The organism is Cobetia sp. 5-11-6-3, from assembly GCF_013374055.1.
Lineage (GTDB): Bacteria > Pseudomonadota > Gammaproteobacteria > Pseudomonadales > Halomonadaceae > Cobetia > Cobetia marina.
Genome location: NZ_BLWJ01000013.1, coordinates 30,193 through 53,722, shown reverse-complemented (window position 1 = coordinate 53,722; position 23,530 = coordinate 30,193). Strand labels below are relative to the sequence as shown.

General features: G+C 63.9%; 18 protein-coding genes. 5 read left to right on the top strand and 13 right to left on the bottom strand.

Going from position 1 to position 23,530, the window contains the following annotated elements; translation table 11 throughout:
• Positions 1-195 precede the first annotated feature (195 nt).
• From HXS66_RS16920 to ffh, 10 genes are all read right to left on the bottom strand, one after another.
• Positions 196-2,046, bottom strand: coding sequence for a DHH family phosphoesterase (locus HXS66_RS16920; RefSeq protein ID WP_176504129.1), 1,851 nt, complete (start codon positions 2,044-2,046; stop codon positions 196-198).
• Positions 2,047-2,160: 114 nt separating this feature from the next.
• The gene (gene thrC / locus HXS66_RS16915; RefSeq protein WP_136939730.1) at positions 2,161-3,552 is read right to left on the bottom strand and encodes a threonine synthase; all 1,392 of its coding nucleotides are present in this window, start codon (positions 3,550-3,552) and stop codon (positions 2,161-2,163) included.
• A gap of 115 nt (positions 3,553-3,667) precedes the next feature.
• The gene (locus HXS66_RS16910; protein ID WP_077373629.1) at positions 3,668-4,984 is read right to left on the bottom strand and encodes a homoserine dehydrogenase; all 1,317 of its coding nucleotides are present in this window, start codon (positions 4,982-4,984) and stop codon (positions 3,668-3,670) included.
• 175 nt (positions 4,985-5,159) lie between these two features.
• Complete coding sequence (locus tag HXS66_RS16905; RefSeq protein ID WP_176504128.1) at positions 5,160-5,930, bottom strand: DsbC family protein; 771 nt, start codon at positions 5,928-5,930, stop codon at positions 5,160-5,162.
• A gap of 39 nt (positions 5,931-5,969) precedes the next feature.
• The gene (gene xerD, locus HXS66_RS16900; protein WP_176504127.1) at positions 5,970-6,878 is read right to left on the bottom strand and encodes a site-specific tyrosine recombinase XerD; all 909 of its coding nucleotides are present in this window, start codon (positions 6,876-6,878) and stop codon (positions 5,970-5,972) included.
• 241 nt (positions 6,879-7,119) lie between these two features.
• Entirely contained in the window at positions 7,120-7,476 is a 357-nt protein-coding gene (gene rplS / locus HXS66_RS16895) for a 50S ribosomal protein L19 (protein ID WP_043336437.1), read from the bottom strand.
• A gap of 196 nt (positions 7,477-7,672) precedes the next feature.
• Positions 7,673-8,425, bottom strand: a complete 753-nt coding sequence (gene trmD, locus HXS66_RS16890) for a tRNA (guanosine(37)-N1)-methyltransferase TrmD (RefSeq protein WP_065392606.1) — start codon at positions 8,423-8,425, stop codon at positions 7,673-7,675.
• Positions 8,426-8,450: 25 nt separating this feature from the next.
• Positions 8,451-9,017, bottom strand: a complete 567-nt coding sequence (rimM, locus tag HXS66_RS16885) for a ribosome maturation factor RimM (RefSeq protein ID WP_065392605.1) — start codon at positions 9,015-9,017, stop codon at positions 8,451-8,453.
• Between the two features lie 8 nt (positions 9,018-9,025).
• A complete protein-coding gene (rpsP, locus tag HXS66_RS16880; RefSeq protein ID WP_065392604.1) occupies positions 9,026-9,277 on the bottom strand; it encodes a 30S ribosomal protein S16 in 252 nt (83 codons plus the stop codon).
• Between the two features lie 226 nt (positions 9,278-9,503).
• Entirely contained in the window at positions 9,504-10,946 is a 1,443-nt protein-coding gene (ffh, locus tag HXS66_RS16875) for a signal recognition particle protein (protein WP_077373620.1), read from the bottom strand.
• Positions 10,947-11,288: 342 nt separating this feature from the next.
• Here ffh and HXS66_RS16870 point away from each other — a divergent pair, with 342 nt between their 5' ends.
• From HXS66_RS16870 to HXS66_RS16860, 3 genes are all read left to right on the top strand, one after another.
• The gene (locus HXS66_RS16870; protein WP_077373617.1) at positions 11,289-12,086 is read left to right on the top strand and encodes an inner membrane protein YpjD; all 798 of its coding nucleotides are present in this window, start codon (positions 11,289-11,291) and stop codon (positions 12,084-12,086) included.
• 99 nt (positions 12,087-12,185) lie between these two features.
• Positions 12,186-13,463 carry an HlyC/CorC family transporter gene (locus HXS66_RS16865; protein ID WP_077373614.1) on the top strand — a complete coding sequence of 426 codons (1,278 nt, stop codon included), beginning with the start codon at positions 12,186-12,188 and terminating at the stop codon, positions 13,461-13,463.
• Between the two features lie 245 nt (positions 13,464-13,708).
• Positions 13,709-14,968: a multidrug effflux MFS transporter gene (locus tag HXS66_RS16860; protein ID WP_176504126.1), complete on the top strand. Its 1,260-nt coding sequence runs from the start codon at positions 13,709-13,711 to the stop codon at positions 14,966-14,968.
• Between the two features lie 143 nt (positions 14,969-15,111).
• On the opposite strand, the gene HXS66_RS16855 is transcribed toward HXS66_RS16860, so the two are convergent.
• The gene (locus tag HXS66_RS16855) at positions 15,112-17,004 is read right to left on the bottom strand and encodes an MFS transporter (RefSeq protein ID WP_136939732.1); all 1,893 of its coding nucleotides are present in this window, start codon (positions 17,002-17,004) and stop codon (positions 15,112-15,114) included.
• On the bottom strand, positions 17,001-17,645 hold the full coding sequence (locus HXS66_RS16850) for a TetR/AcrR family transcriptional regulator (RefSeq protein ID WP_077373605.1): 645 nt from the start codon (positions 17,643-17,645) through the stop codon (positions 17,001-17,003). Before HXS66_RS16850 ends, HXS66_RS16855 begins: the two co-directional genes overlap by 4 nt.
• A 300-nt stretch (positions 17,646-17,945) precedes the next feature.
• On the opposite strand from HXS66_RS16850, the gene HXS66_RS16845 reads away from it, so the two are divergent.
• Both HXS66_RS16845 and HXS66_RS16840 read left to right on the top strand, forming a co-directional pair.
• Positions 17,946-18,656: an SOS response-associated peptidase gene (locus HXS66_RS16845; protein WP_077373602.1), complete on the top strand. Its 711-nt coding sequence runs from the start codon at positions 17,946-17,948 to the stop codon at positions 18,654-18,656.
• A 209-nt stretch (positions 18,657-18,865) separates the two neighbouring features.
• Entirely contained in the window at positions 18,866-21,829 is a 2,964-nt protein-coding gene (locus tag HXS66_RS16840) for an insulinase family protein (protein WP_176504125.1), read from the top strand.
• Positions 21,830-22,012: 183 nt separating this feature from the next.
• Here HXS66_RS16840 and sbcB read toward each other — a convergent pair whose 3' ends face one another.
• The gene (sbcB, locus tag HXS66_RS16835) at positions 22,013-23,488 is read right to left on the bottom strand and encodes an exodeoxyribonuclease I (protein ID WP_077373596.1); all 1,476 of its coding nucleotides are present in this window, start codon (positions 23,486-23,488) and stop codon (positions 22,013-22,015) included.
• Positions 23,489-23,530 lie beyond the last annotated feature (42 nt).

Sequence of the window (23,530 nt, the reverse complement as noted above, 5' to 3'; positions counted from 1 at the left end):
TCTAGCGAATCGCCCGGGATTGTCAATCGATGATTTGGAAGCGGACTTCAAAAACATCAAACAAAACAATCACCTGCAAACCTCTTTCACCGCTGGTAACGCCATGCGTCCCCGGCAGCGGATGCGTACTTTACGCACGATCCGGGCTGAGCACAAGGGCTTTCTGGCCAGATACCGCAATTCATTCAAGCACGCTCATGCTGGTACGGCATGCTCCAGCATCAGCTGCAGCGATTCTCTCCCCCGCCAGCGATTGCGCGACAGCTTGTAAGCACACTTCAGAGCGGCCCCCGCGCCGAATGCCGGCGATTCCCCCGGCGACAGCGCCCGGAACCAGATCGCCTTGAGGCGTGTACGCCCAAGCGAGAGCTCAAGCGACAGATGTGTGCCATCGGCACCTACCGGTCGCAGACTCTCGACCAGGAAACTGCCCTCGAAGAGAGGCGCCTCGAACTCACGCCCGAAAGGTGCCAGACGCTCGAGTTCATCCAGGGTCTCCAGGCTCAACTGCCTTTCTGCCAGTTCACCATCACTGAGAATCAAGGGGTTGAGCGCCCTTTCACCCAATTGCTCCGCGGCCGCCTGTTGCAGAGCACGAGTGAAGGTATCCTTCTCCGCCAGGGGCAAGCCCACCCCTGCCGCACCTCTGTGCCCACCGAAACGCGGCAGACACTGCGGTGCCAGGTCATGCGCTCGCTGCAACGCATCCCGCAGATGCAATCCTTCGATGGAGCGCCCGGACCCCGTCAACATGCCGGGCACCGCGGCTGGCGTCAGCACGACGGTCGGACGCCCGAACTGCTGCACGAGACGTGAAGCGACAATGCCCTGCACTCCCGGGTGACCATCGTCCAGATGCACCACGATCACCTGATGCCCTTCCCGCAACGAGGCGAGCGCCAAGGCGCGCGCCGACTCCACCATCTCGGCCTCGATCGCCTTGCGCGACTGATTGTCCTGATCGAGCACCTCCAGCGCGCGCTGAGCAGCCTCATCTTCACGCGCCAGCATGAAATGCAGCGCGGCGTAAGGATCATCCAGTCGTGAGCGGGCATTGATGCGCGGCCCCATCTGGAAGGCCAGCGTCTCGGCATCGAAGGGCACGCTATCGGCCCCGAGCCGCTCTGCCATGGCTCGCCAGCAGGGCTCCTGCATGCGATTGATCAACGTCAGACCCAGATTGACCACCGCACGATTGATCGCACTGCCCCCCAGTGACACACAGTCCGCCACCGTCCCCAGCGCCACATATGACAGCCATGGCGACAACTTGGGTGCATCCCCCGGCAATCTGCCTTGCTCGATCAGCACATTGCGCGTCAATGACATGGTCAACCAGGCCACCATGCAACCGGCGATGGTCGCATCCGGATAGGCACAATCGTCACGTGTCGGATTGACGGTCGCGTAGGCGGAAGCCGGCGGCCCTTCCTGAGGCAGCGCATGGTGATCCGTCACCACGACCTCTATCCCCGCTTCCTTGAGCAGCGCCAGGCGCGCCTCATCACTGGAACCACAATCCGCGGTGACGATCAGGCTCGGGCGCGGCGACAGTGTCATGATGCGCTCGACCAGCGGCAGACTGATGCCGTAACCATCGTGGATGCGATGACCGATCAGACTGTGCACCCGGTCGTAGGGCACATCGAACAACTCCGTCAGCGTGCGCAGCATCACCACATGCGAGGTGATGCCGTCCACGTCATAGTCCGTGAGGATGCCGATGTGCTCACCCTCGGCGACAGCACGCGCGATACGCTCTGCCGCCCGCCGGCCATCTGCCAGCCGCTCGGGATGCTCGATATGCCGGAGCGCCGGCGTGACCAGCGCCTCCAGCGGCGCCTTGCAGCTCTCCAGCGTCAACCGCCCTGCCAGCACACGTGCCTGCAGTTCGCTGAGCCCCGTCGCGATCCCCTGCTGGTAGAGGCGCTCATCTCTGACGCGAGGCTGGATGACCCGCGCGATGCTGGCCGCCAGCGTACGCTCATCAGGGCGCGATGCGGTGCCTTGTGCCAAGGAGGGTGACAAGGAGGGAGTGACAGACATGAAGAACTCCTGACAAACGACATGGCCGTCATTTCGACAGCGGACTGCGAAAATGACGGCCATGAAAGAAGGACGACGGCTCAGCCCCGGAGGCCTGAGCCGTCGTTGATGCGATCACCCGCGGCGATTCTCGCGCACGAAGTCCTGCACGGCAGCCAGCTCGGCCGGCAGCACGCTGTAGCGCTCTTCGCGCTCCAGCAGGTCATGCAGATGTGGCGGCAGATCGACACCCGCGAAACCAGCACGCGCCACCGCTTCGGCGAACTTGGCCGGATGCGCCGTCGCCAGCGTGATCATCGGCGTCGCGGTATCCGTCCGGCAGACTTCTGCCGCGCGATAGCCTGTCGCCGTATGCGGATCGAGGATCTCGCCGGTGCGCTGATGCGCTTCACGGATGACCTCGAGAATCGTCTCGTCGTCGACGCTGTGGCTGGAGAACAACTCACGCAGCTTAGCCAGCGGGGCATCCGCCAGCGCCGCCGGTTCGCGCGAGAAGTGCTCGAGCAGTTCACGGATCGCCTGACCATCACGGCCATAGGCTTCGAACAGCAGACGCTCGAAGTTGGAGGACACCACGATATCCATTGACGGTGCCAGCGTCGCCTTCAGCTCCTGACGCGAGAAGTCGTTGGAGGAGATGGTGCGGTGCAGGATGTCGTTGGCGTTGGTGGCGATCACCAGCTGACGGACCGGCAGACCCATGCGCGAGGCCAGATAGCCGGCAAAGATGTTGCCGAAGTTGGCCGACGGCACCGTGAAGCTGACCTGACGCGCCGGAGCGCCCAGCGCCACACCGGCGGCCACGTAGTAGACGGTCTGGGCCATGATGCGCGCCCAGTTGATCGAGTTGACCGCGACCAGACGCGTGCCATCCAGGAAATTCTGGTCGGCGAAGCTGGCCTTCACCATCGCCTGGGCATCGTCGAAGTTGCCTTCGATGGCGACATTGAAGACGTTGGGCGCCAGCACGGAGGTCATCTGGCGGCGCTGTACTTCGGAGACGCGGTTGTGCGGATGCAGGATGAAGATATCCACATGATCGCAGGCACGGCAGCCCTCGATGGCGGCAGAACCGGTATCACCGGAGGTCGCGCCCATGATCACCGCACGCTCGCCACGCTTGGCGAGGAAGTGATCGAGCAGGCGACCCAGCAGCTGCAGCGCGACATCCTTGAAGGCCAGCGTCGGGCCGTGGAACAGCTCCAGCAGGTAATGGTTGCTGTCGAGCTGATTGAGCGGCACGACCGCATCGTGACTGAAGGTCGCGTAGGTCTCGCGCACGAGTTCACGGAAGGTCTCGTCATCGATGGCACCATCGACGAAGGGCTTCATGACACGGAAGGCGATTTCCGCATAGGACTCACCAGCCATCGCCGTCAGTTCTTCGGCACTGAACTGCGGCAGGGTTTCCGGCACATACAGGCCACCATCGCTGGCAAGCCCCGTGAGGACCACATCTTCAAAACCGAGCGCCGGCGCCTGGCCGCGCGTGGAAATATAACGCATGTCGTGTCTTCCCGTGGCGTTCGCCACCGTTATGATTCTTGCTCTTCCGGCCTGCGCCGGCTGCCCAGCAGTACCGAGCCATCAACCTCGATGACCCGGTACCGTTTGCCCGCGATCAGGCGTTGTCGTCGAGATCCTCGACGCGAATGCGCACCACGGAACCGGCGACATCCACCAGCGCTTCCAGCTGGCGAATCGCTTCGTTCATGTGCAATTCGCGCGCGCGGTGCGTGAGCAGAATGATCGGCACCAGCTCGCCTTCGGTGGCCTCCTTCTGGATGATCGCCTCGATGGAGATACCCTGTTCGGAGAGAATCGACGCGACACGCGCCAGGACCCCCGGACGATCCACCGCATGCAGACGCAGGTAGCAGGCCGTCTCGATCTCTTCCATCGGCAGGATCGGCAGGGTGTCACCGTGCTGATTGATTTCGGCGAAGGCCAGATACGGCACGCGGTAGCGGTGGTCGGTGGCGATATCGCGCGCCACGTCGAGCAGATCCGCCACGACGGCAGAGGCCGTCGGCTCGGCACCGGCGCCGGCACCATAGTAGAGGGTGGGACCGACTGCATCGCCCATCACCTCGATGGCATTCTTGACGCCATGCACGTTGGCCAGCAGGCGCTCCTTGGGAATCAGCGTCGGATGCACGCGCAGCTCAAGGCCCTTGGCCGTGGCGCGGGTGATCCCCAGGTGCTTGATGATATAGCCCAGGTTGTCGGCCTGCTCGATGTCATCAGCCGTGATGCGCGAGATGCCTTCGGTGTAGGCCTTGTCGAACTGCAGCGGCACGCCGAAGGCAATGGAGGCCAGGATGGTCAGCTTGTGGGCAGCATCGATGCCTTCAACGTCGAAGGTCGGGTCCGCTTCGGCATAGCCCAGCGCCTGCGCCTCGGCCAGCACGTCATCGAAACTGCGGCCTTCATCGCGCATCGCGCTGAGAATGAAGTTGCCGGTGCCGTTGATGATGCCGGCCAGCCACTGGATACGGTTGGCGCCCAGGCCTTCCCGCAGGGACTTGATGACCGGGATGCCACCGGCGACCGCTGCCTCGAAGGCCACCATCACCCCTTTCTCGGCCGCGGCGCGGAAGATCTCGTTGCCGTGCACGGCGATCAGCGCCTTGTTGGCGGTCACGACATGCTTGCCGTTGGCGATCGCTTCCATCACCAACTCATAGGCAACGTCATAGCCACCGATCAGTTCGACCAGCACATCGATCTCGGGGTTGCGCGCGACCTCGAAGATGTCATGCGTGCGGCTGACGCCGGTGATATCGCAGTCAGGGTTGTCACGACGAGCGCCAACCTGTTCGACGATAATCGGGCGTCCAGCACGACGCGCAATCTCATCGGCATTGCGTACCAGCACGTTGAACGTGCCGCCGCCTACGGTACCCAGACCACAGATTCCTACTTTCACCGGTTTCAACGTCGCTTTCCTCTCTTGTTACGGTATCCAGCCTTGGAGGCCGCGCCGGAGCGCCAGGGCCTTGCCGACCTGTCGTCGGTCTATTATCCAGACGGCTCGCGTCTGTGTCTTTCGTGACCACGGTAGCAAGGCAGGACGCCCTGTCAACGCGCAGCCACTCTGAGGCGTCACGCCATCAGCCATCCAGTCCCAACATGGTGGTCAGGCGATCCACCGGCAGATAGCCCGGCACCATCTTGCCATCCGGCATCACGATGGCCGGTGTGCCCTGCACGCCCATGCGCGTACCGAGCTGATACTGGCTTTCCACCGGGGCATCACAGCTGGCTTCCTGCTTGGGTGCCTGCCTCTGATTCTTGATCTGGTTCATCGCCTCGGTGCGATTCTCGGCACACCATACCTGAGCCAGCTCGCGTGCGCCCTGCGAGCGCAGACCGCCACGCGGGAAGGCCAGATAACGCACTTCGACACCACGCGCATTGAGCTCCGGCACTTCCTCATGCAGCTTGCGGCAATAGGGGCAGGTGGTGTCAGTGAAGACGCTGATCACCGCCTTGACCTCACCCGCCGGGCGGAAGATGACCATGTCGTCCTCACTGACCTCGGCCAGCAGCTTCTGGCGCTCGCCATTGGCCTTCTGCTCGCTGAGATTCACCAGCCCCTTGTCACCGTCGTTGCGGTACATTTCCCCCACGATCAGGTGCTTGCCCGTCGCATCGGTGAAGAAGGTCTCGCCGCTGGTGAGCTTCACCTCGAAGAGACCCTCGATCGGACTGGAAGCCAGCGACTCCACCGGCAACGGCTGGCCATTGACTACCAGCTTGTCACGCAGATCATCCAGCGCGTCAGCCCGGGCGAGCGGTGCCATCACGCTCAGCAGGGTAGCAGCGCTCAACAGACGCAACGCCTGTGGCAGGCGCTGCGGGCGGCGGGTGAACTTGCTCATCAGACTCTCCTTGGCGTCCGCGGGGCGAAGTGCCTGGTATCAACCACGCGGATGATGTTCGGCGTGCAGGCGTTCCAGACGCGCCTGAGCCACATGGGTATAGATCTGGGTCGTGGATAGATCACGATGACCCAGCAACAGCTGCACGACACGCAGGTTGGCACCATGATTGAGCAGGTGCGTCGCAAAGGCGTGGCGCAGGGTATGCGGTGACAGGGGCTTGTCGATACCGGCCGTGACGGCGTGGCGCCGGATGCGGTGCCAGAAGGTCTGCCGCGTCATGGCCTTGTCATGCCGACCGGGAAACAGCGCCGGGCGCGTCTGGTCGGCCATCATCGCAGGTCGGCCAGCCGACAGCCAGCGTGACAGCCAGTCACAGGCCTCCTCGCCCAACGGCACCAGCCGCTCGCGATCGCCCTTGCCGATCACTCTGACCACGCCCTGGCGCAGATTGAGCGCATCGACCCGCAGACCGACCAGTTCACTGATGCGCAATCCCGCGCCATAGAGCACCTCCAGCATGGTACGGTCGCGCAGGCCGATGGCCGTCTCGAGATCCGGCGCCTCCAGCAGGCGCTCGACTTCCTCCTCGTCGAGCGTGCCAGGCAGGCTGGGGATCACGCGGGGAAGGCGCACCTCATGCACGGGATCCGCCTCGATCATGCCCTCGGCCAGTGCCCAGCGATAGAACCGCCGCAACGCAGACAACAGTCGCGCGGTGGAGCGCAGCGCATGCGATTCACGTCGTGAGTCACAGAATGCCTGCACCTGCACAGGGGGCGCCTCCAGCAATGGCGTGGCTTCGCCTCCGGACTCCTGCTGCTCCAGCAACCACCGCTGCCAGCTCTCGAGGTCACTTCGATAGGCACCAAGCGTGTTGTCACTGACACCGCGCTCCAGCCACAACGTATCGAGAAATGCCGCGACCAGCGTCTCGTCATCCTTCATGCCTGCTTCCTCCTTCCCGATGCGCGCAACCGACACCTTCCGGCGCGACGACTGCCGAATTCTACCGTGACGCCCTGACGTTGAAATGAATCCGACGGTCACTGCGGCAACTTTCCCTCATCCACAGACACAAAGACCCCGCCATGCGAGGCATGGCGGGGTCTTTGTGTGGCGGAGGAGCAAGTGGCAATTCGCTCCTCCGCCGTACTGCCGAGTTCTGCAGTCAGGGAATGCGGAGCGCTTAGCCCAGCTTTTCCTTGATGCGTGCAGACTTGCCGCTACGCTCACGGAGGTAGTACAGCTTGGCCTGACGGACGTCACCACGACGCTTGACGTCGATGGCAGCAACCTGCGGGCTGTAAGTCTGGAAAGTACGCTCGACGCCCACACCGTGGGAGATCTTGCGGACGGTGAAGGCGGAGTTCAGACCGCGGTTACGCTTGCCGATCACCACGCCTTCGAAGGCCTGCAGACGCTCGCGGGTACCTTCGACGACCTTGACCTGGACGACGATGGTGTCGCCCGGTGCAAAGGCCGGGATTTCCTTGGCCATCTGCTCGTTTTCGATCGCCTGGATCAGTTTGTTCTTGCTGCTCATCGCTAGCTCCAAATTCGTTAGCATCAACCCTGAGGCTGATGTTCGTCATGACCCCGGCACCGCAAACGGCCTTGAACACGGGGATCGACCTTGTGTGTGACGCGCCACGGGGCTCCCGCAAGATGACTCCGGGCCGTGCCGCACCTCCGCCACGGTGGCGGCCTTCTCCTGACAGCGAACGCGAGGTCCGCGAAGGTCAGGCCTTGCCTTTCCGGGCGTGCTGCGCGATGAACTCGTCGAGCAGCTTGCGCTCCTCACGAGTCAACGTGCGGCTCTCCAGCAGATCCGGACGCCTGAGCCAGGTACGTCCCAGAGACTGTTGCAACCGCCAGCGCTTGATCAGGGCATGATTGCCACTGAGCAGCACTTCCGGCACTCGCTTGCCGTCGATGACTTCGGGGCGAGTGTAGTGCGGACAATCGAGCAGGCCGTCGGTGAAGGAATCCTCCTCCGCACTGGCTTCATGCCCGAGTACGCCCGGCACCAGGCGCGCTACCGTATCGATCAGGACCATGGCTGGCAGCTCACCGCCAGACAGGACGTAATCGCCGATCGACCATTCCTCGTCGATCTCCTCTTCCACCACGCGTTCGTCAATGCCTTCATAGCGTCCGGCCACCACGATCAGGCGCTCATTCGTCGCCAGTTCGCGGGCACCGGCCTGATCCAGCTTGCGGCCTTGCGGGGAGAGATAGATCACGCGGGCGTCGTCACCGCCAGCGGCACGGGCGTCACGAATGGCGCCTCGCAGGGTCTCGACCTTCATCAACATGCCGGGACCACCGCCGTAGGGACGATCATCGACCGTACGGTGCCTGTCGGTGGCGTAGTCACGCGGGTTCCAGAAATCGACCTCGAGCAGGCCCTTGTCGACCGCTCGGCCGGTCACGCCACTGGCGGTGATCGCCGTGAACATTTCCGGAAACAGACTTACTACACCAATCCACACAGGCGTCAGCTCTCTGTGCTTTTCATCAGAATTCGGGATCCCAATCGACGCTCATGCGTCCATTGACGAGATCCACATCGCGAACCACCTGATCGGGCAGGTACGGCACGAGCCGTTCCTTCTCATCGATGCTGTCGTCGTTCGGCTTGATCACCAGAACGTCGTTGGCACCGGTTTCCATCAGGGTGTTCACTTGTCCGAGGCGCTGGCCATCCAGCGTCACCACCTCGAGACCTTCCAGTTGATGCCAGTAGTACTCACCCACCTCGAGCTGCGGCAGTTGCTGCTTGGGCAGGAGAATCTCCGCCCCGGCCAGCGCCTGCGCCGCTTCGCGATCGTCGACACCTTCCAGCTGCGCCACCAGACCCTTGCCATGACGACGTGCCTGGGCAAGTCGCGCGGGAATCTGCTTCCCGTCAAGCTTCAGGATCCAGCCGGCGTAGTCGAAGATGCCATCGATCGGGCTGGTGTAGGAGTACACCTTGAGCCAGCCTTTCACGCCATAGGGGCTGGTAAGCTTCCCCATGACCACCACATCATCGCCATGCGAGGTGTGTGCGGTCGGCTGCGGGTTGTTCGAGTGAGTAGGCATCCTGGAAATCAAGCCTGCTGCTTGCCAGCTTCCTTGATCAGCTGAGCGACACGGTCAGAGACCTGTGCGCCCTGCTGCTGCCAGTGAGCGATGCGCTCGAGATCGATGCGCAGACGCTCTTCCTGGCCGCGAGCGACCGGGTTGAAGAAGCCGACGCGCTCGATGAAGCGGCCATCACGGGCTGTGCGGGAATCAGCTACAGCCAGGTGGTAGAAGGGACGCTTCTTGGCGCCACCACGTGCCAGACGAATGGTAACCATTGCGTAATCTGTCCTTCGTGTTGAAGTGAAAATCGTGCCACAGAACTCGGCTTCGCATGGAGGGTCCACACGAAGAGGCGACATTCTACGGAAAATGCCAAGCCTTGGAAACCTTTTTCCATGGCCATACGCGCGCCCCGCGACACGAGCCGTGTCACGGGGCGCGATTCGTGACTCTGACGCCACGAAATCCTGTCGGCGAGAACCTCAGTGCCTTGCCGGAGACTCAGCGACGCGGGAAGCGTCCGCCGCCCGGGCCACCCATGCCTCCCATCCCGCCGGGACCGCCCATGCCGCCGGGGCCACCCATGCCACCGGGGCCGCCGCCGCCCATCATGCCGGACATGCCACGCATCATCTTCTGCATGCCACCTTTCTTGCCGGCCTTCTTCATCATCTTGGCCATCTGCTTGTGCTGCTTGAGCAGACGATTGAGGTCCGGCACCTGGGTACCGGAGCCCATGCAGATGCGACGCTTGCGCGAGCCATTGATGAGATCCGGGTTGCGACGCTCCTTGGGTGTCATGGAGTTGATCATCGCCTCGAGCTTGCCCAGCTCCTTCTCGCTGGCCTGGCTCTGAGCGACTTCCGCCAGCTGCCCCATGCCCGGCAGCTTGGACATCAGGCTGCCCATGCCACCCATGTTCTTGAGCTGCTGAAGCTGATCGCGGAAGTCCTCGAGATCGAAGCCCGAGCCTTTCTGGACCTTCTTGGCCAGCTGCTCGGCCTTGGTCTTGTCGACGCTGCGCTCGGCTTCCTCGATCAGCGACAGCATGTCGCCCATGCCGAGGATGCGCGAGGCGATGCGGTCCGGGTGGAAGGGCTCGAGGGCATCGACCTTCTCCCCCATCCCCATGAACTTGATCGGCTTGCCGGTGATGTGGCGAACGGACAGCGCCGCACCACCACGCGCATCACCATCGGCCTTGGTCAGCACGACACCGGTCAGCGGCAGGGCTTCATGGAAGGCCTTGGCGGTATTGGCGGCATCCTGACCGGTCATCGCATCGACGACGAACAGCGTCTCATCAGGATTGACGCTGCGATGCAGCGCCGCGATCTCGTCCATCATGTCGGCATCGACATGCAGACGGCCGGCGGTATCCACCAGCACCACGTCGTGGAACTGGATACGCGCGTGCTTCATCGCCGCTTCAGCGATGGCGACAGGCTGCTGAGAGGAGTCGGAGGGGAAGAAATCCACCTCGACTTCCCTGGCCAGCGTTTCCAGCTGGTCGATGGCGGCCGGACGATAGACGTCCGCCGAGACCACCAGCACCTTCTTCTTCTCGCGCTCACGCAGATAACGCGCCAGCTTGGCGACGGTGGTCGTCTTGCCCGCACCCTGCAGACCCGCCATCAGAATGACGGCCGGGCTGCCCTTGAGCACCAGACCTTCATTGGCTTCGCCCATGATCGCTTCCAGCTCCTGCTGGACGATCTTGACGAACTGCTGACCCGGCGACAGGCTCTTGGACACTTCCTGACCGACGGCACGCTCGCGCACGCGGTCGATGAAGGCCTTGACCACCGGCAGTGCGACATCCGCCTCAAGCAACGCACGGCGCACTTCACGCAGCGTGTCCTTGATGTTGTCTTCCGTCAGCTTGGCCTGGCCGGTAATCGACTTCAGCGTCTGCGACAGGCGATCACTCAAACTTTGAAACATGGGCCTCTCCGGCTAGGGACGTCTGGGGGCCGCTCGCAGCGGCTCGAGGACAGTGCTGTCCTCGATTCCGGGGGTCACGGCATGACGCCCCAGCGCGTGAATGGTTCATCCTGTGGCGCATTATACGCACAGGGCGGGTCTGTCTCCATGATGGGGACACTCAAGCGCCGACCAAATCCTCTCTCGCCGGGAATTCTCTCCCCGACACGGCTCCGCCAGCCTCCTCAAAGCGCGTGGCGTGGATGCAATCACATGAGTGCATTCGGTATAGTCACATCATATAGGCAGCGTCTCGTACAGGACCTGCCTCCTCGTACATCCTCGGCACCTGGACAACAGCACATGCAGGCTCTGCCCTTTGCCTTTCTGGCCATCATCTTCTATCTCGGCGCCGGCCTGTGGCAGGGCCTGACGCTCATCCGCCGGGTACCGTCCAGACCACGTCTGGTACGCGGCCTGGCACTGGTAGCCGTCGCCTGCCATGCCGTGATCGTCTGGCTCACCATCAGCCATGGCGGCGAGCTGCACCTCGGACTGTTCGAGAGCGCCTCGCTGGTCAGCTGGGCCATCAGCCTGCTGCTGATCCTGGCCAGCATGTTCAAGCCGGTGATTGCCGGCGGTGCCGCCCTCTTCCCCGTGGCGGCCATCTGCGTCCTTGGCGTGATGAATCTTCCCAGCGCCAATACCGAGAATCCACTTTCCGCGGGGCTCATCGCCCACATCCTCACCTCGGTGGCGGCACTGGCCTTCTTCAGCATCTCGGCCATGCAGGCCGGTCTGCTGTCATTGCAGCAACATGCGCTGAAGAAGCGTCACACCCGCGGCATCGTCCAGGTACTGCCCGCACTGACCAGCATGGAGCGCGCACTGTTCGAGCTGATCTGGGCCGGAATGATCCTGCTCAGCGTGTCGATTCTCAGCGGCATGATCTACCTCGACAACCTGTTCGCCCAGCACCTCGCGCACAAGACGGTCCTGAGCTTCGGCGCCTGGGTGATCTTCGCCGTGCTGCTGTTCGGCCATCATGTCCTGGGCTGGCGCGGACAGCGCGCGGCGCGCTGGACGCTGGGCGGCTGCCTGGTGCTGGCGCTGGCCTTCTTCGGCACCAAGTTCGCCCTGCAGGTCGTGTTTTCCCACTGAGCGTCGCTGTCGTGACGGGCAGCACCCGCAGCAGCTGGTGCATTGCCGTCACGGCAGCAGTATCATGCGCGTAAATCCGCCACCGAGGACCCTTCACTCTTGAGCGACGACACCCCGCTGGGGCTGCTGTTCGGCCTGCTGGTCATCCTGATCTTCCTGTCTGCCTTCTTCTCGAGCTCCGAGACCGGCATGATGTCGATCAACCGCTATCGCCTGAGCCACCGCGAGAAGAGCGGTGAGCGCGGCGCCAAGCGCGTCACCCGCCTGCTATCTCGCCCGGACCGTCTGATCGGCGTCATCCTGATCGGCAACAACTTCGTCAACAATCTGGCAGCGTCTCTGGCCACCATCATTGCCATCCATTACTTCGGTGATGTCTCCGGCCCTGCCATCTCCACTGCCGTCCTCACCATCGTGGTGCTGATCTTCGCCGAAGTGACGCCCAAGACCATGGCCGCCGTGAATCCCGAGCGTATCGCCTATCCGGCGTCGGTGATTCTCGAACCCATGCTCAAGCTGCTCTATCCGCTGGTCTGGCTGGTCAATGGCATTTCCAATGGCCTGCTGCGCCTGTTCGGCGTTCGCGATGTCAGCGGCGGGGCCGACAGCCTGACCCGTGACGAGCTGCGCACCGTGGTCCACGAGGCTGGCAGCATGATCCCGCGCCGTCACCAGGGCATGCTGCTGTCGATCCTCGACCTCGAGAACGTCACCGTCGATGACATCATGGTGCCGCGTCAGGAAATCTTCGGTATCGACCTCGATGATGATCTCGACATCATTCTCAGTCATATCCGCGCCAGTCAGCACACACGAGTGCCGATCTACAAGGGTGACATCAACAACATCATCGGCATCCTGCACCTGCGCAATGCGGCCCGTTTCCTGTCACTGGACGAGGTCACCAAGGCCTCCATCATCCAGGAGGCCCGCGAGCCCTACTTCATCCCGGAATCCACCCCGCTGCATACCCAGCTGCTCAATTTCCAGAAGCAGAAGCGCCGCATCGGCATCGTGGTCGACGAGTATGGCGATGTGCAGGGGCTGGCGACACTGGAGGATATCCTTGAGGAGATCGTCGGCGAGTTCACCACCGACGTGGCCGGCACCCATCAGGAAATCCATCCTCAGGACAACGGCAGCTACGTGATCGAGGGTACCGCCAACATCCGCGAGATCAACAAGGCCATCGGCTGGCAGCTGCCGACCGATGGCCCCAAGACGCTCAATGGCCTGATCCTCGAGCACCTGGAATCCTTCCCGGATGCGCCAGCCAGTCTGGCCATCGGCACGACCCGCATCGAGATCCAGCAGGTCAAGGACAACCAGATCACCTCGGCACGCTGCTGGCAGGCCTCGCGCACCACGCGTACCTGATCCAGCGCCTGCTGGGTAACGTTGCAGCGTCATGCGCGAAGGGCCCGCCATCTGGCGGGCCCTTCGCGTTCACGTCCATTGCAATGCGGTGTTGCACGCCACGGGGCGGCCAATGCCGGAGACACACGCTATCCTGTGCCTGCCCGGAACGCCGGGCCGCCGGATCGCCGGGCCGCCGGATCGCCGGATCGCCGGATCGCCGGACCACCTTTTCCTGCACTGCCCACTACCCGCAAATGGCCCTCATGACCCAAGCCTCTTCCCCGACGACTGTCCTGCACCACCACCCCGCACGCTTCACGCTGATGCTGGCACTGATGGTGGCGCTCGCGCCTCTGGCGACCGACGCCTATCTACCCGCCATGCCTTCCATGGCAGGCGACTTCGGTGTGGACGAGCATCGCATCGGCCTGACCATCACCATGTTCTTCTTCGGCTACGCGATGGGTCAGCTGGGCGGTGGCCCGCTGTCCGACAGTCTCGGACGCCGCCCCGTCGCCCTGACTGGTTTCGTGCTGTTTCTCGTCGCCGGACTCGGTTGCGCACTGACACGAGACTTCCACTGGCTGCTGGTCTGGCGAGTGCTTCAGGGCATCGCCACCGGCATGACCGGCGGTGTCTCGCGCACCGTGGTGAGAGACGTCGCGACCGGCAAGGACGCCGCGCGCCTGATGACCAACGTGACCATGGTACTGATGACGGCGCCACTGATAGCGCCATCCCTGGGCGCCCTGGTGATCTCGCTGAGCCACTGGACGACGATCTTTTTCACGCTGGGAGTCTACGGGCTGATAGTCGGTCTGATCATCCATCGCTGGCTGCCGGAGACCCACCCCGCCAGCGAGCGCACGCCCTTCAGACCACGCAACGTGCTGCGCAGCTATGGCGACGTCCTCACCACCCGGGGAGTCCCGGGGCACCTGATGCTGATCCTGTGCGGGCCCGGCATCATGTTCACCTTCATCACCAATGCCAGCTACCTGTATCAAGGGCTACTCGGGATGACACCGCCGCAGTTCGCGCTGGCCTTCGGCGCCAATGTGGTCGCGATGTTCGTCGGCAACCGTCTCAATCACCTCGGCCTCAAGCACCTGCGCACGCGCACGCTGGTCAAGCTGGCATTGAGCGTCCAGCTGACCGGCATCACCTGGCTGCTGGGACTGGGCCTCACTGGCACGATCAGCGCCGCCACCCTGATTCCCGGCATGCTGGTGGTACTTGGCGCAGGCGCCATGATCACCCCCAACGTGATGGCGGACTACCAGTCGCTGTTCACCCGCGGCCACGGGGTCGCCAACGCCATCTCGGGCACCGCGCTCTTCCTAGGCGGCGGACTCTACGGTGCGATTGCCAGCCTGTGGCTGAACGGCTCCAACATGCTGCCGGTACCGCTGGTCATGCTTGCCGCATGCCTGGTGGGCGGCATCGGCTTCTGGGTCACCCGCCACACCGCGCCATCCAATCAGCCTGCCGCCCACGGCAGCAGCTCCAGCGCCCCCGCGTAAGCGCCATCACTGTCCGCAGAACGTGAACCGCATACGCAAAGACGCCGCCCGTGAAGCCACGGACGGCGTCTTTTTTTCAGGGAACGCTCTCGCGCTCACCACGTGAGGGGGCAGTCACCCTCGACCAGAGCAGCTTCACCCCGTCATTGGCAGTCCGCCAAGCGTGTCGCCTTGCGATGCAGATCGCGCACGGCCTCTTCCAGCTCCGCAGCCTTGACGTTCTCCGGCGCGAAGGTGCGACCGACGCACAACTCCACCCGACCACGCAGACGACGCGGCCACTTGGCAAAGGCCGGCCCGCCGCCGTGGGAGAACCACGACCCCCACAAGCCCCCCAGAGCCATCGGGATCACCGGCGCCGGATCACGCGCGAGGATCAGCTCCAGCCCACGCCGGAAGCGTCCCACTTCCCCATCTCGCGTCAGCTTGCCTTCCGGGAAGATCATGACCACCTCGCCATCGCGCAGCGCCTTGCCGACCTCTTCCAGTGAACGACGCACACCGGCGGGGTCCTTGCGCGAGGAATCCACCGGAATGGCCCCCGCAATGCGGAAGAACCACTTGAGCCAGGGAGAGTGATAGATCTCGGCATCCATCAGAAACCGCAATGGGCGCGGGCTGGCGCCGCCGAGTATCAGCGCATCCATGAAGCTGACGTGGTTGCACACCACCAGTGCCGCGCCTTCCGCCGGTATCCGCCAGCGCCCCTTGAGGTGCAGCCGATACATCAGGTGAATGAGGATGAAGATGATCAGCCGCAGGAAGGGCCGCGGGTCACGCAGCATGCAGATCACCGCGATCAATCCACTGATCAAGGACAGCAGCAGCAGGAAGTCCGGAATATCACGCCCCATCACGCCCAGCACCAGAATGCCGGCACCGGCCGAGAGCACCATCAGCAAGGCATTGAGCACATTGTTGGCCGCGATCATGCGCGCGCGATGGTCCTCGGGGCTGCGCAGCTGCAACAGCGTGTAGAGCGGCACGATATACAGGCCGCCCCCGAAGCCGATGACGCCGAGATCCAGCCACATGCGCCAGAATCCGGCGATGCCCAGCAGCTCGATCAGCGGCGTGGCCATCTGGGCCTCAGCCAGCGCCGGGCGCAAGGCAAGGTCCAGCCCGCCGGCAAAGATGATCAGCGCCCCGAAGGGCACAAGCCCTGTCTCGAGTCGTCCACGCGAGACACGCTCACAGGCCAGCGACCCCAGACCAATGCCGATGGCAAAGGCCGCCAGCAGGGCCGATGTCGCCCCTTCGGCCCCATGGACGATATCCCGCGCATACGCCGGCAATTGCGTCAGATAGCTCGCACCGAGGAACCAGAACGCACTGATGCCGAGCAGCGCCCAGCGTAGCCGACGATTGCTCAGCCCCTCGCGCATCACCGCCACGCTGCCGGACAGCGGCCGCCAGGGCACCGGCCCCGGAGAAGCGGAAGGCGCCGGCGGAATGCGCATGGCAGCCAGTACGCCCAGCACCGCCAGCGACACCAGCGATGCCGACAGCGCCCAGCGCGCCAACTCACCGCCCAGCGCCATCAAGGCCGCAGCCGCCAAGGTACCGACCAGAATGGCGAGGAAGGTACCCAGTTCAACCCAGGCGTTGCCACTGACCAGCTCATCGGCCTTGAGATGCTGAGGCAGGATGGCGTACTTGACCGGGCCGAACAGCGCGGACTGGGTGCCCATCATGAACAGCAGCGCCAGCAAGAGCTCCCAGGCCTCGAAGATCAAGGCACCCGCCGCCACGCTCATGGTGGCAAGCTCCAGCCACTTGAGCCTGACGATCAGCCGCTGCTTGTCGAGGCGGTCCGCCAGCAGGCCGCCCCAGGCGGAAAACAGCAGAAAAGGCAGGATGAACAACCCGGCGGCCAGATTGTTGACGACGCCGGTGTCCCAACCGCGCTGCTCGATGACCACGAAGGTCAGCAGCAGCAGCAGCGCGTTCTTGAAGAGATTGTCATTGAAGGCCCCGAGGGCCTGGGTCCAGAAGAAGGGGGCAAAGCGTGGCCGCCGCAGAAGGTCTCGACTCATCGCCCTGCTTCCGTGGCATCCCCCGAGCCTGCAGCCTCGCTGCGCACCTTGAGCCCCGCCAGCATGGTATCCAGCAGCTGGTCGAGCAGTTCCGTGACTTCCAGCGGCTGTCCTTGCCACAGACCCAGGCGTTCATTCATGCCCAGCTGGACCAGGCCATGCACGCTGCCCCACAGGGTTCGCGCCATGCGCTTGGCTTCCACTGACTCCACCTTGGGAGCGTACTCGACCAGAGCCAGCTCCACTCGCTCGAACAAGCCTTCGATCATGGCGTTCTGACGCTGATCGAGCTCCCCTTCCTGAGCCAGCGGGAAATCGAACAGCAGCTGCCAACGATAGGGGTCGCGCTGGGCAAAGCCCCAATAGGCTCGCGCCAATGCCTTGAGACGCTGGGAGGGGCTCGGGGTCTCCTGCCCGGCAATCGCATCGCGCAGACGGTCCAGGGTCGTCAGATTGACGTGCTGGAGCAGGTTGCCAAAACTGCCGTAGAGCTTGAGCAGGGTACTGGGGGCGCAACCGACTTCGCGAGCCAGGTTGCGCAAGGACAAGGCGTGAACGGGCTGCTGCTTGAGCCATTCATCGCATGTCTCCATTACCCGCGCATGCAGCGCTTCCGGTGCATGCTGACGTGGACGGGCCATCGAATTCCTCTGGTGCTGAGATGCGTTACCGCGCAGCGAATCTGGCGCGGTGTGTGTCCGGACTGCGCGGGTTGGCAGAGAGAGTCACGATACCTGAGCATCCTGCTCTTGAAGCGCCCCGTGTCAGCCATTGAATCGAACAGTGTTTCCGTCCAGCATATCGAGACTGAGCACAAACGCAAGCGCCACCAAGGTGTGGCATGCTGGCGACTGCCGCGTGCAGCGGGGCTCTCGCGCTCATGATTGGGCAATGCGTCGCCCTGCATGTTCCCCCCCTGCCCTTCATCTCAAAGGATTTCCGTGGCCGGACGCCTGTACCTTCCCCCGTTTCCCGAAGACCTGCCGCCCAGTGAACTGTTCGGATCACTCGCGACGCCTGCCCTCACGCGTCAGCTGCGGGAGGAGCGCCTGGTGAGCGCCAATCGCGCTCCGCGCCTGCCGGTCTCGATGCTGCGCCTGGAAGGCCCGAGGCTTCGCCAGGTGCCAGCGCTCTGGGGGCTGACGCCCAGCTGGCTGGAGGTCATGGACCACGCGCCCCACGTGGCGCGCGCCGAGTCGCTGGAAACGCGACGCATGTTCCGCGAATCCTTTACCAGTCAACGGGCACTGATTCCCGTCGGTGGGGTCTATGTCTGGAAGGAACAGCCGCGCATGAAGCAGCCCTTTCTGGTCACGCACGCCACCCGCGCTCCGCTGTTGCTCGCCGCGCTGTGGACCCGCCACTTCAGCCCCCCGCTGATGGAGGGACTGCCCCCCGAGGGGCGCGACAGCTTCGCCTTGATCAGCGTGGCGTGCGCGGGTGTCACCGCACGTCTGACCGACCGCATGCCGGCGGTGATCGCACCGCATCAGGTGCGGGAATGGCTGAGCGCCGATACCCCGCTGGACAGGGTACGTGCCATGCTGACACCGGACGCCAGCCTCGCGGCCTTCCCCGTCGCTCGCCGGGTCAATGATCCCGCACACCAGGAATGGAGCGTCGCGCACCCCACCGGCCCGATGCTGAGCTGAGAGACGCCACTCGGCGCCCGGACAGCATGCTCAGATCGGGAACGCTGAATCCAGGCCGGTCAGACACGCGTATCGCCAGGAGGGGAGCACATCCTCGGACCTGCGCTGCTCGTGAGGCGTTGCTGATCTACCTACGCGCTTGCGACGCATGAATCGCCCTTATCGAACCACCATGCCAGTGTCATCGGTGCCGTGAACCAGGAGAGAAGATGTCCTTGCCATCAGGATTCCGTCCGCTCGCATTGAGCGCTGCCATTGCCGCCATCGTCATCACCGGCCTGTCGCCCGGCGTCAGCCTGGCCGATTCCTCCACGCCCCCCGCACCGTCCTCCATGACGACAGCCACCGCGGCCTCTGCCATCACCCAGGCAGGCCCGGTGATCAAGAGCGCCAATGACCAGCGCGACTATCGCAGCCTGACGCTCGACAATGGCCTCAAGGTGCTGCTGGTGAGCGACCCGGCGGCTGACAAGGCTGCCGCTGCCATGGACGTGGAGGTGGGCAGCGCCCAGGACCCCGATGACGTTCCCGGACTTGCTCACTTCCTCGAGCATATGCTGTTCCTCGGCACCGATCGTTATCCAGAGCCTGATGCCTATCAGGAATTCATCACCCGTCACGGCGGACAGCACAACGCCTTCACCGCCAGCCAGGACACCAACTACTTCTTCGATATCGCACCGGATGCCTTCGCCGAGGCCCTGCCGCGCTTTGCCCGCTTCTTCGTCGCACCACAGTTCAATGCCGACTACGTCGACCGCGAGCGTCATGCCGTGCATTCCGAATATCAGGCACGCCTGCAGGATGACGGGCGGCGCGTGAATGAGGCTGTCGAGCAGGCGCTCAATCCAGAACACCCCTTCAACCGCTTCAGCGTCGGCAGCCTCGAGACACTCAAGGACAGCGAGGCCGGCAGCCTGCGCCAACGCCTGGTGGACTTCTATCAGGCGCATTACGGCGCCGGCGTGATGCGCCTCACCCTGGTCGGCCCCCAAACGCTGGACACGCTGGAGTCACTGACGCGCCACAACTTCTCCGATGTCCCGAATCGCGAGCTCTCACGGCCACAGATCGACGCGCCGCTGGTCACTGCCGATGAGCTGCCCGCACGCGTGGAGGTCAAGGCACTCAAGCAGGAGCGCGAGCTCGACTTCATGTTCCCCATCGAGGACCCCGTCGCACAGTATCGCGTCAAACCGGTCAGCTACCTTGCCAATCTCATCGGACATGAAGGGGAAGGCAGCCTGCTGGCGGTGCTCAAGGACAAGGGCTGGGCGGATGGGCTCTCGGCCGGCGGCGGCCCGAGCGATGGCGAGAATGCCCTGCTCAGCATCAATGTCACCCTGACGCCCGAGGGCGCCCGGCACCAGCCGGAAATCCGCGCCGCGCTGTTCGACTATCTGGCATTGATTCGCCAGCAGGGCCTGGAGGAGTGGCGCTACAAGGAGCAGGCGGCGCTGGGCGAGCAGGAATTCCGCTTCCAGCAGCGCAGCTCTCCCGTGGACCTGGCCAGCAGCCTGGCCATGATGATGACGCGCTATCCGGTCAAGGATGTGCTGGCCGCGCCCTACCTGATGCAGGACTATGACGCCGAGCTGATCGAGTCGACCCTTGATCGCCTGACGCCAGAGAATCTGCTGGAGGTCTACTCCGGCCCTGATGTCACGGGAGAGCAACAGAGCAAATGGTTCAAGGCGCCCTATACCCTGACGCGCCTCACGGACGATGCCGTCGCCCGTGCCGGTGACGATCCCTCGCTGGCCGCCCGGCTTGCCCTTCCGGCCCCCAATCCTTATCTGGCCAGCGACTTCCAGGTCCTGAATCTGCCCGATGCGCCGCCACGTCAGCTGATCGACGAGCCCGGCGCCGAACTCTGGTATCAGGGTGATGACAGTTTCGGGGTCCCGAAGGCCGAGTGGCGCTTCGGGCTGCTCAACCCCGCCGTGAGTGCCTCGGTCGAGGATGAAGTCATGAGTCGCGTATTGGCGGCATGGCTGAACGACAGCCTGAATGCCCGCCTGTACCCGGCACGTCTGGCCGGACAGGATGCTCTGGCCTATGCCCATGGCCGCGGCATCACGCTGCAGTTCAGTGGCTGGCGCGACGGCCAGCAGCCGGAAATGCGCGAGGTGCTGGATCAACTGGTCAATGGTGACATCGACTCTCAACGACTGGCACGCATCACGCAGCGCATGACACGCAGCCTGAGCAATCGCGCCCAGGCGCCCCTGTATACGCAGCTGGGCCGCAGTCTCAGTGAAGCGCTGGTCGGCCAGCCCACCACCGTCTCGCAGCAGCAGGACGTGCTGGAGCAGGTCACCAGCGAACGTCTGGACGCCTTCCGCAAGCGCTTCCTGGCACGCCTGCATGTCCAGGCCATGGTGACAGGCAACCTGAGCGACACTCAGGCACGCGAGACCGGTCAGCTGGTGATCAATGGCCTGGCCCCCCGCGTCACGCGCGACGGCATCCCGGAGCTTGCCATCCACCGGGTGGACCAGCCCCTCGCGTTGCGACCGGAGAGCTCACGCGGCGATGCCGGCGCACTGCGCTACCTGCAGGGCAAGGATCGCACGCTCGAGAGTCAGGCCAGTCTGGCCGTGCTGGGCCAGCTGATCGAAGCCCCGTTCTACAGCCGGCTGCGCACCGATGAGCAACTGGGCTACATCGTCTCGGCCAGCTACTCCCCCATGCTGGATGCCCCGGGCCTGAGCCTGCTGGTCCAGTCGCCTTCCAAGGACAGCAAGACCCTGTTCTCGCGCATGGATGCCTTCTTCACGACCTTCGATGAGCGCATCACGGCGCTGGATGAGGCCACGCTCGCCAGCTATCGCAGCGCAGTGATCGATGGTCTCGAGCAGAAGCCGCGCCGCCTCTCCGAGCTTGCATCACGCAACTGGAGCGAACTGAGCTTCGGCTGGACCGACTTTGATCGCCGCCAGCAGCTGATCCACGCCGTGGAGCAGGTCAGCGTCCAGGATATCCGTGACGCCTGGCAGCAGGTGACTCAGGCGGCGCCACTGGAACTGGCCTTTGATCCCGAGATCCCCAGCGACTTCGATCAGCGCCTGCCGACGCTCGCGCTTCCCCTGCTGCCGGAGGCGCCACGTGCCGAGCACGGTGCCACCACCGCCGCTCCCTCGGCGCAACCTGCGGGCAATGCCCAGCATTGATCGCGCCACGCGTGCATGCCCGACGGCCAGGCGGGTCAGTCAGAACGCTTCCGTGAAGGACGGAGCCGTGAAGTGAAGAGCAGATCAGAGACGAGTGGAGCGTCAGTTTTTCCGAGAGATGAACGACACGACCCCGGCGAATTCGCCGGGGTCGTGTCGTTGTGGCTGCGAGAATTTCGAGAATCAGCCAAAGGCCTGTGGCGGCATGATACCTTCCACATACATCGCCAGTTCTTCCAGAATCTGCACGCGCGCCGGATCCTGCTCGTTCTGGGCCAGACGCTGGATCTCGCTGACGAAGCCCTTCACGGTCAGGCTGGCGACCTGCTCGTCATTCATGCGCTCCCAGCGCCACTGCTCCCAGCGCTCCCGCTCGGCTGAATCAAGCGTGTAGCCGTAGCTGCGTGCGCGGTAGCGGAACAGCATCTCCTCGAGTCGCCCATCCTGGAAGGCGAAGGGCGTGTCATCCAGTGCCTCGGGGTGAGAAGCCCGCACGCGCTCCATCTCCTTGCGGTCCGCGGGCGAGAAGAAGCCTCCCGAATAGAGCATCAGGTCCGGGTCAGCCGGGCCGGCCGGCGGCGTCTCGGCAAACACCTGGGCGACCTTCACGCCGACCCCCGCATTGTCCTTGAGCCACTTCCAGTGCTCACGACATCGTGCAGGGTCGAGCTTGAGGCGCGCGACGATCTCGCCGTATTCCCCCTGGTGAGGGCCGGAGACATCCTTGAGCGCCGTCGCCGGCATCAGCACCGGGCTCTTGTTGAGATGAATGACCTTGAGGGGGATGCGCTCCTCACCTTCCGCCAGGTCATCCGCACTGGCGAACACCCGCGCCCGAATCTCCTCGGGAGTGAGATCCATCAGCGGTGCCGGGTCCACCGACAGGTCATAGACGATGACGCCATTGGCATTGGAGGGGTGCTCCGCCAGCGGCACCACCAGCGCACCGCATGCTCGCGAGGCCGGATAGCGACGTGAGATGTGCAGCATCGGCTTGCGCGCACCGATGTCCAGCAGGCTGGCGACATGACGCTTGTTGCGCAGCTTGAGCAGATACTCGAACAGCCGGGCATTGCGTGACTTGAGCAGACGCGCCAGGGCGATGGTGGCCCGCACATCGACCAGGGCATCGTGCGCGCCGGCATGCTCGATGCCATTGGCGGCCGTCAAATCTTCCAGACGGAAGCTGGGGGCTCCGTCCTCGCGTCGCGGCCACTCGATCCCCTCGGGGCGCAGCGCATGGAAGGCGCGCACCACATCGATCAGGTCCCAGCGCGAATTGCCGTTCTGCCACTCACGCCCGTAGGGGTCGAGGAAGTTGCGATAGAACAGGTGACGGCTGACTTCATCATCGAAACGCAGGCTGTTGTAGCCCACCGAGCAGGTGCCCGGCACGCTCATCTCGTCGTTGATGCGCCCGGCGAACTCGGCCTCCGGCAGGCCGCGACGCTCGGCCTGCTGCGGCGTGATCCCCGTGATCAGGCACGCCATCGGATGAGGCAGGAAGTCGTCAGCGGGCTTGCAGAAGAGCGTCAGCGGCTCACCGATCTCGTTGAGCTCCGCATCAGTACGAATGGCGGCAAACTGCGATGGACGGTCGCGGCGCGGGTCAGCACCGAAGGTCTCGTAGTCGTGCCACAGGAAGGTGGGCTCTGCCACAGGAAATCTCCACGCGGACGGTCAGAAAATGCACATGCCAGA

Coding starts and splice junctions, on each gene's coding strand:
- HXS66_RS16850 (WP_077373605.1), bottom strand. CDS start 17,645: ATGGCCCGTCCACGTCAGCATGCACCGGAAGCGCTGCATGCGCGGGTA.
- thrC (WP_136939730.1), bottom strand. CDS start 3,552: ATGCGTTATATTTCCACGCGCGGCCAGGCGCCGGCGCTCGGTTTTGAA.
- HXS66_RS16920 (WP_176504129.1), bottom strand. CDS start 2,046: ATGTCTGTCACTCCCTCCTTGTCACCCTCCTTGGCACAAGGCACCGCA.
- HXS66_RS16905 (WP_176504128.1), bottom strand. CDS start 5,930: ATGAGCAAGTTCACCCGCCGCCCGCAGCGCCTGCCACAGGCGTTGCGT.
- xerD (WP_176504127.1), bottom strand. CDS start 6,878: ATGAAGGATGACGAGACGCTGGTCGCGGCATTTCTCGATACGTTGTGG.
- rpsP (WP_065392604.1), bottom strand. CDS start 9,277: ATGGTTACCATTCGTCTGGCACGTGGTGGCGCCAAGAAGCGTCCCTTC.
- ffh (WP_077373620.1), bottom strand. CDS start 10,946: ATGTTTCAAAGTTTGAGTGATCGCCTGTCGCAGACGCTGAAGTCGATT.
- rimM (WP_065392605.1), bottom strand. CDS start 9,017: ATGCCTACTCACTCGAACAACCCGCAGCCGACCGCACACACCTCGCAT.
- rplS (WP_043336437.1), bottom strand. CDS start 7,476: ATGAGCAGCAAGAACAAACTGATCCAGGCGATCGAAAACGAGCAGATG.
- HXS66_RS16870 (WP_077373617.1), top strand. CDS start 11,289: ATGCAGGCTCTGCCCTTTGCCTTTCTGGCCATCATCTTCTATCTCGGC.
- HXS66_RS16860 (WP_176504126.1), top strand. CDS start 13,709: ATGACCCAAGCCTCTTCCCCGACGACTGTCCTGCACCACCACCCCGCA.
- HXS66_RS16840 (WP_176504125.1), top strand. CDS start 18,866: ATGTCCTTGCCATCAGGATTCCGTCCGCTCGCATTGAGCGCTGCCATT.
- HXS66_RS16855 (WP_136939732.1), bottom strand. CDS start 17,004: ATGAGTCGAGACCTTCTGCGGCGGCCACGCTTTGCCCCCTTCTTCTGG.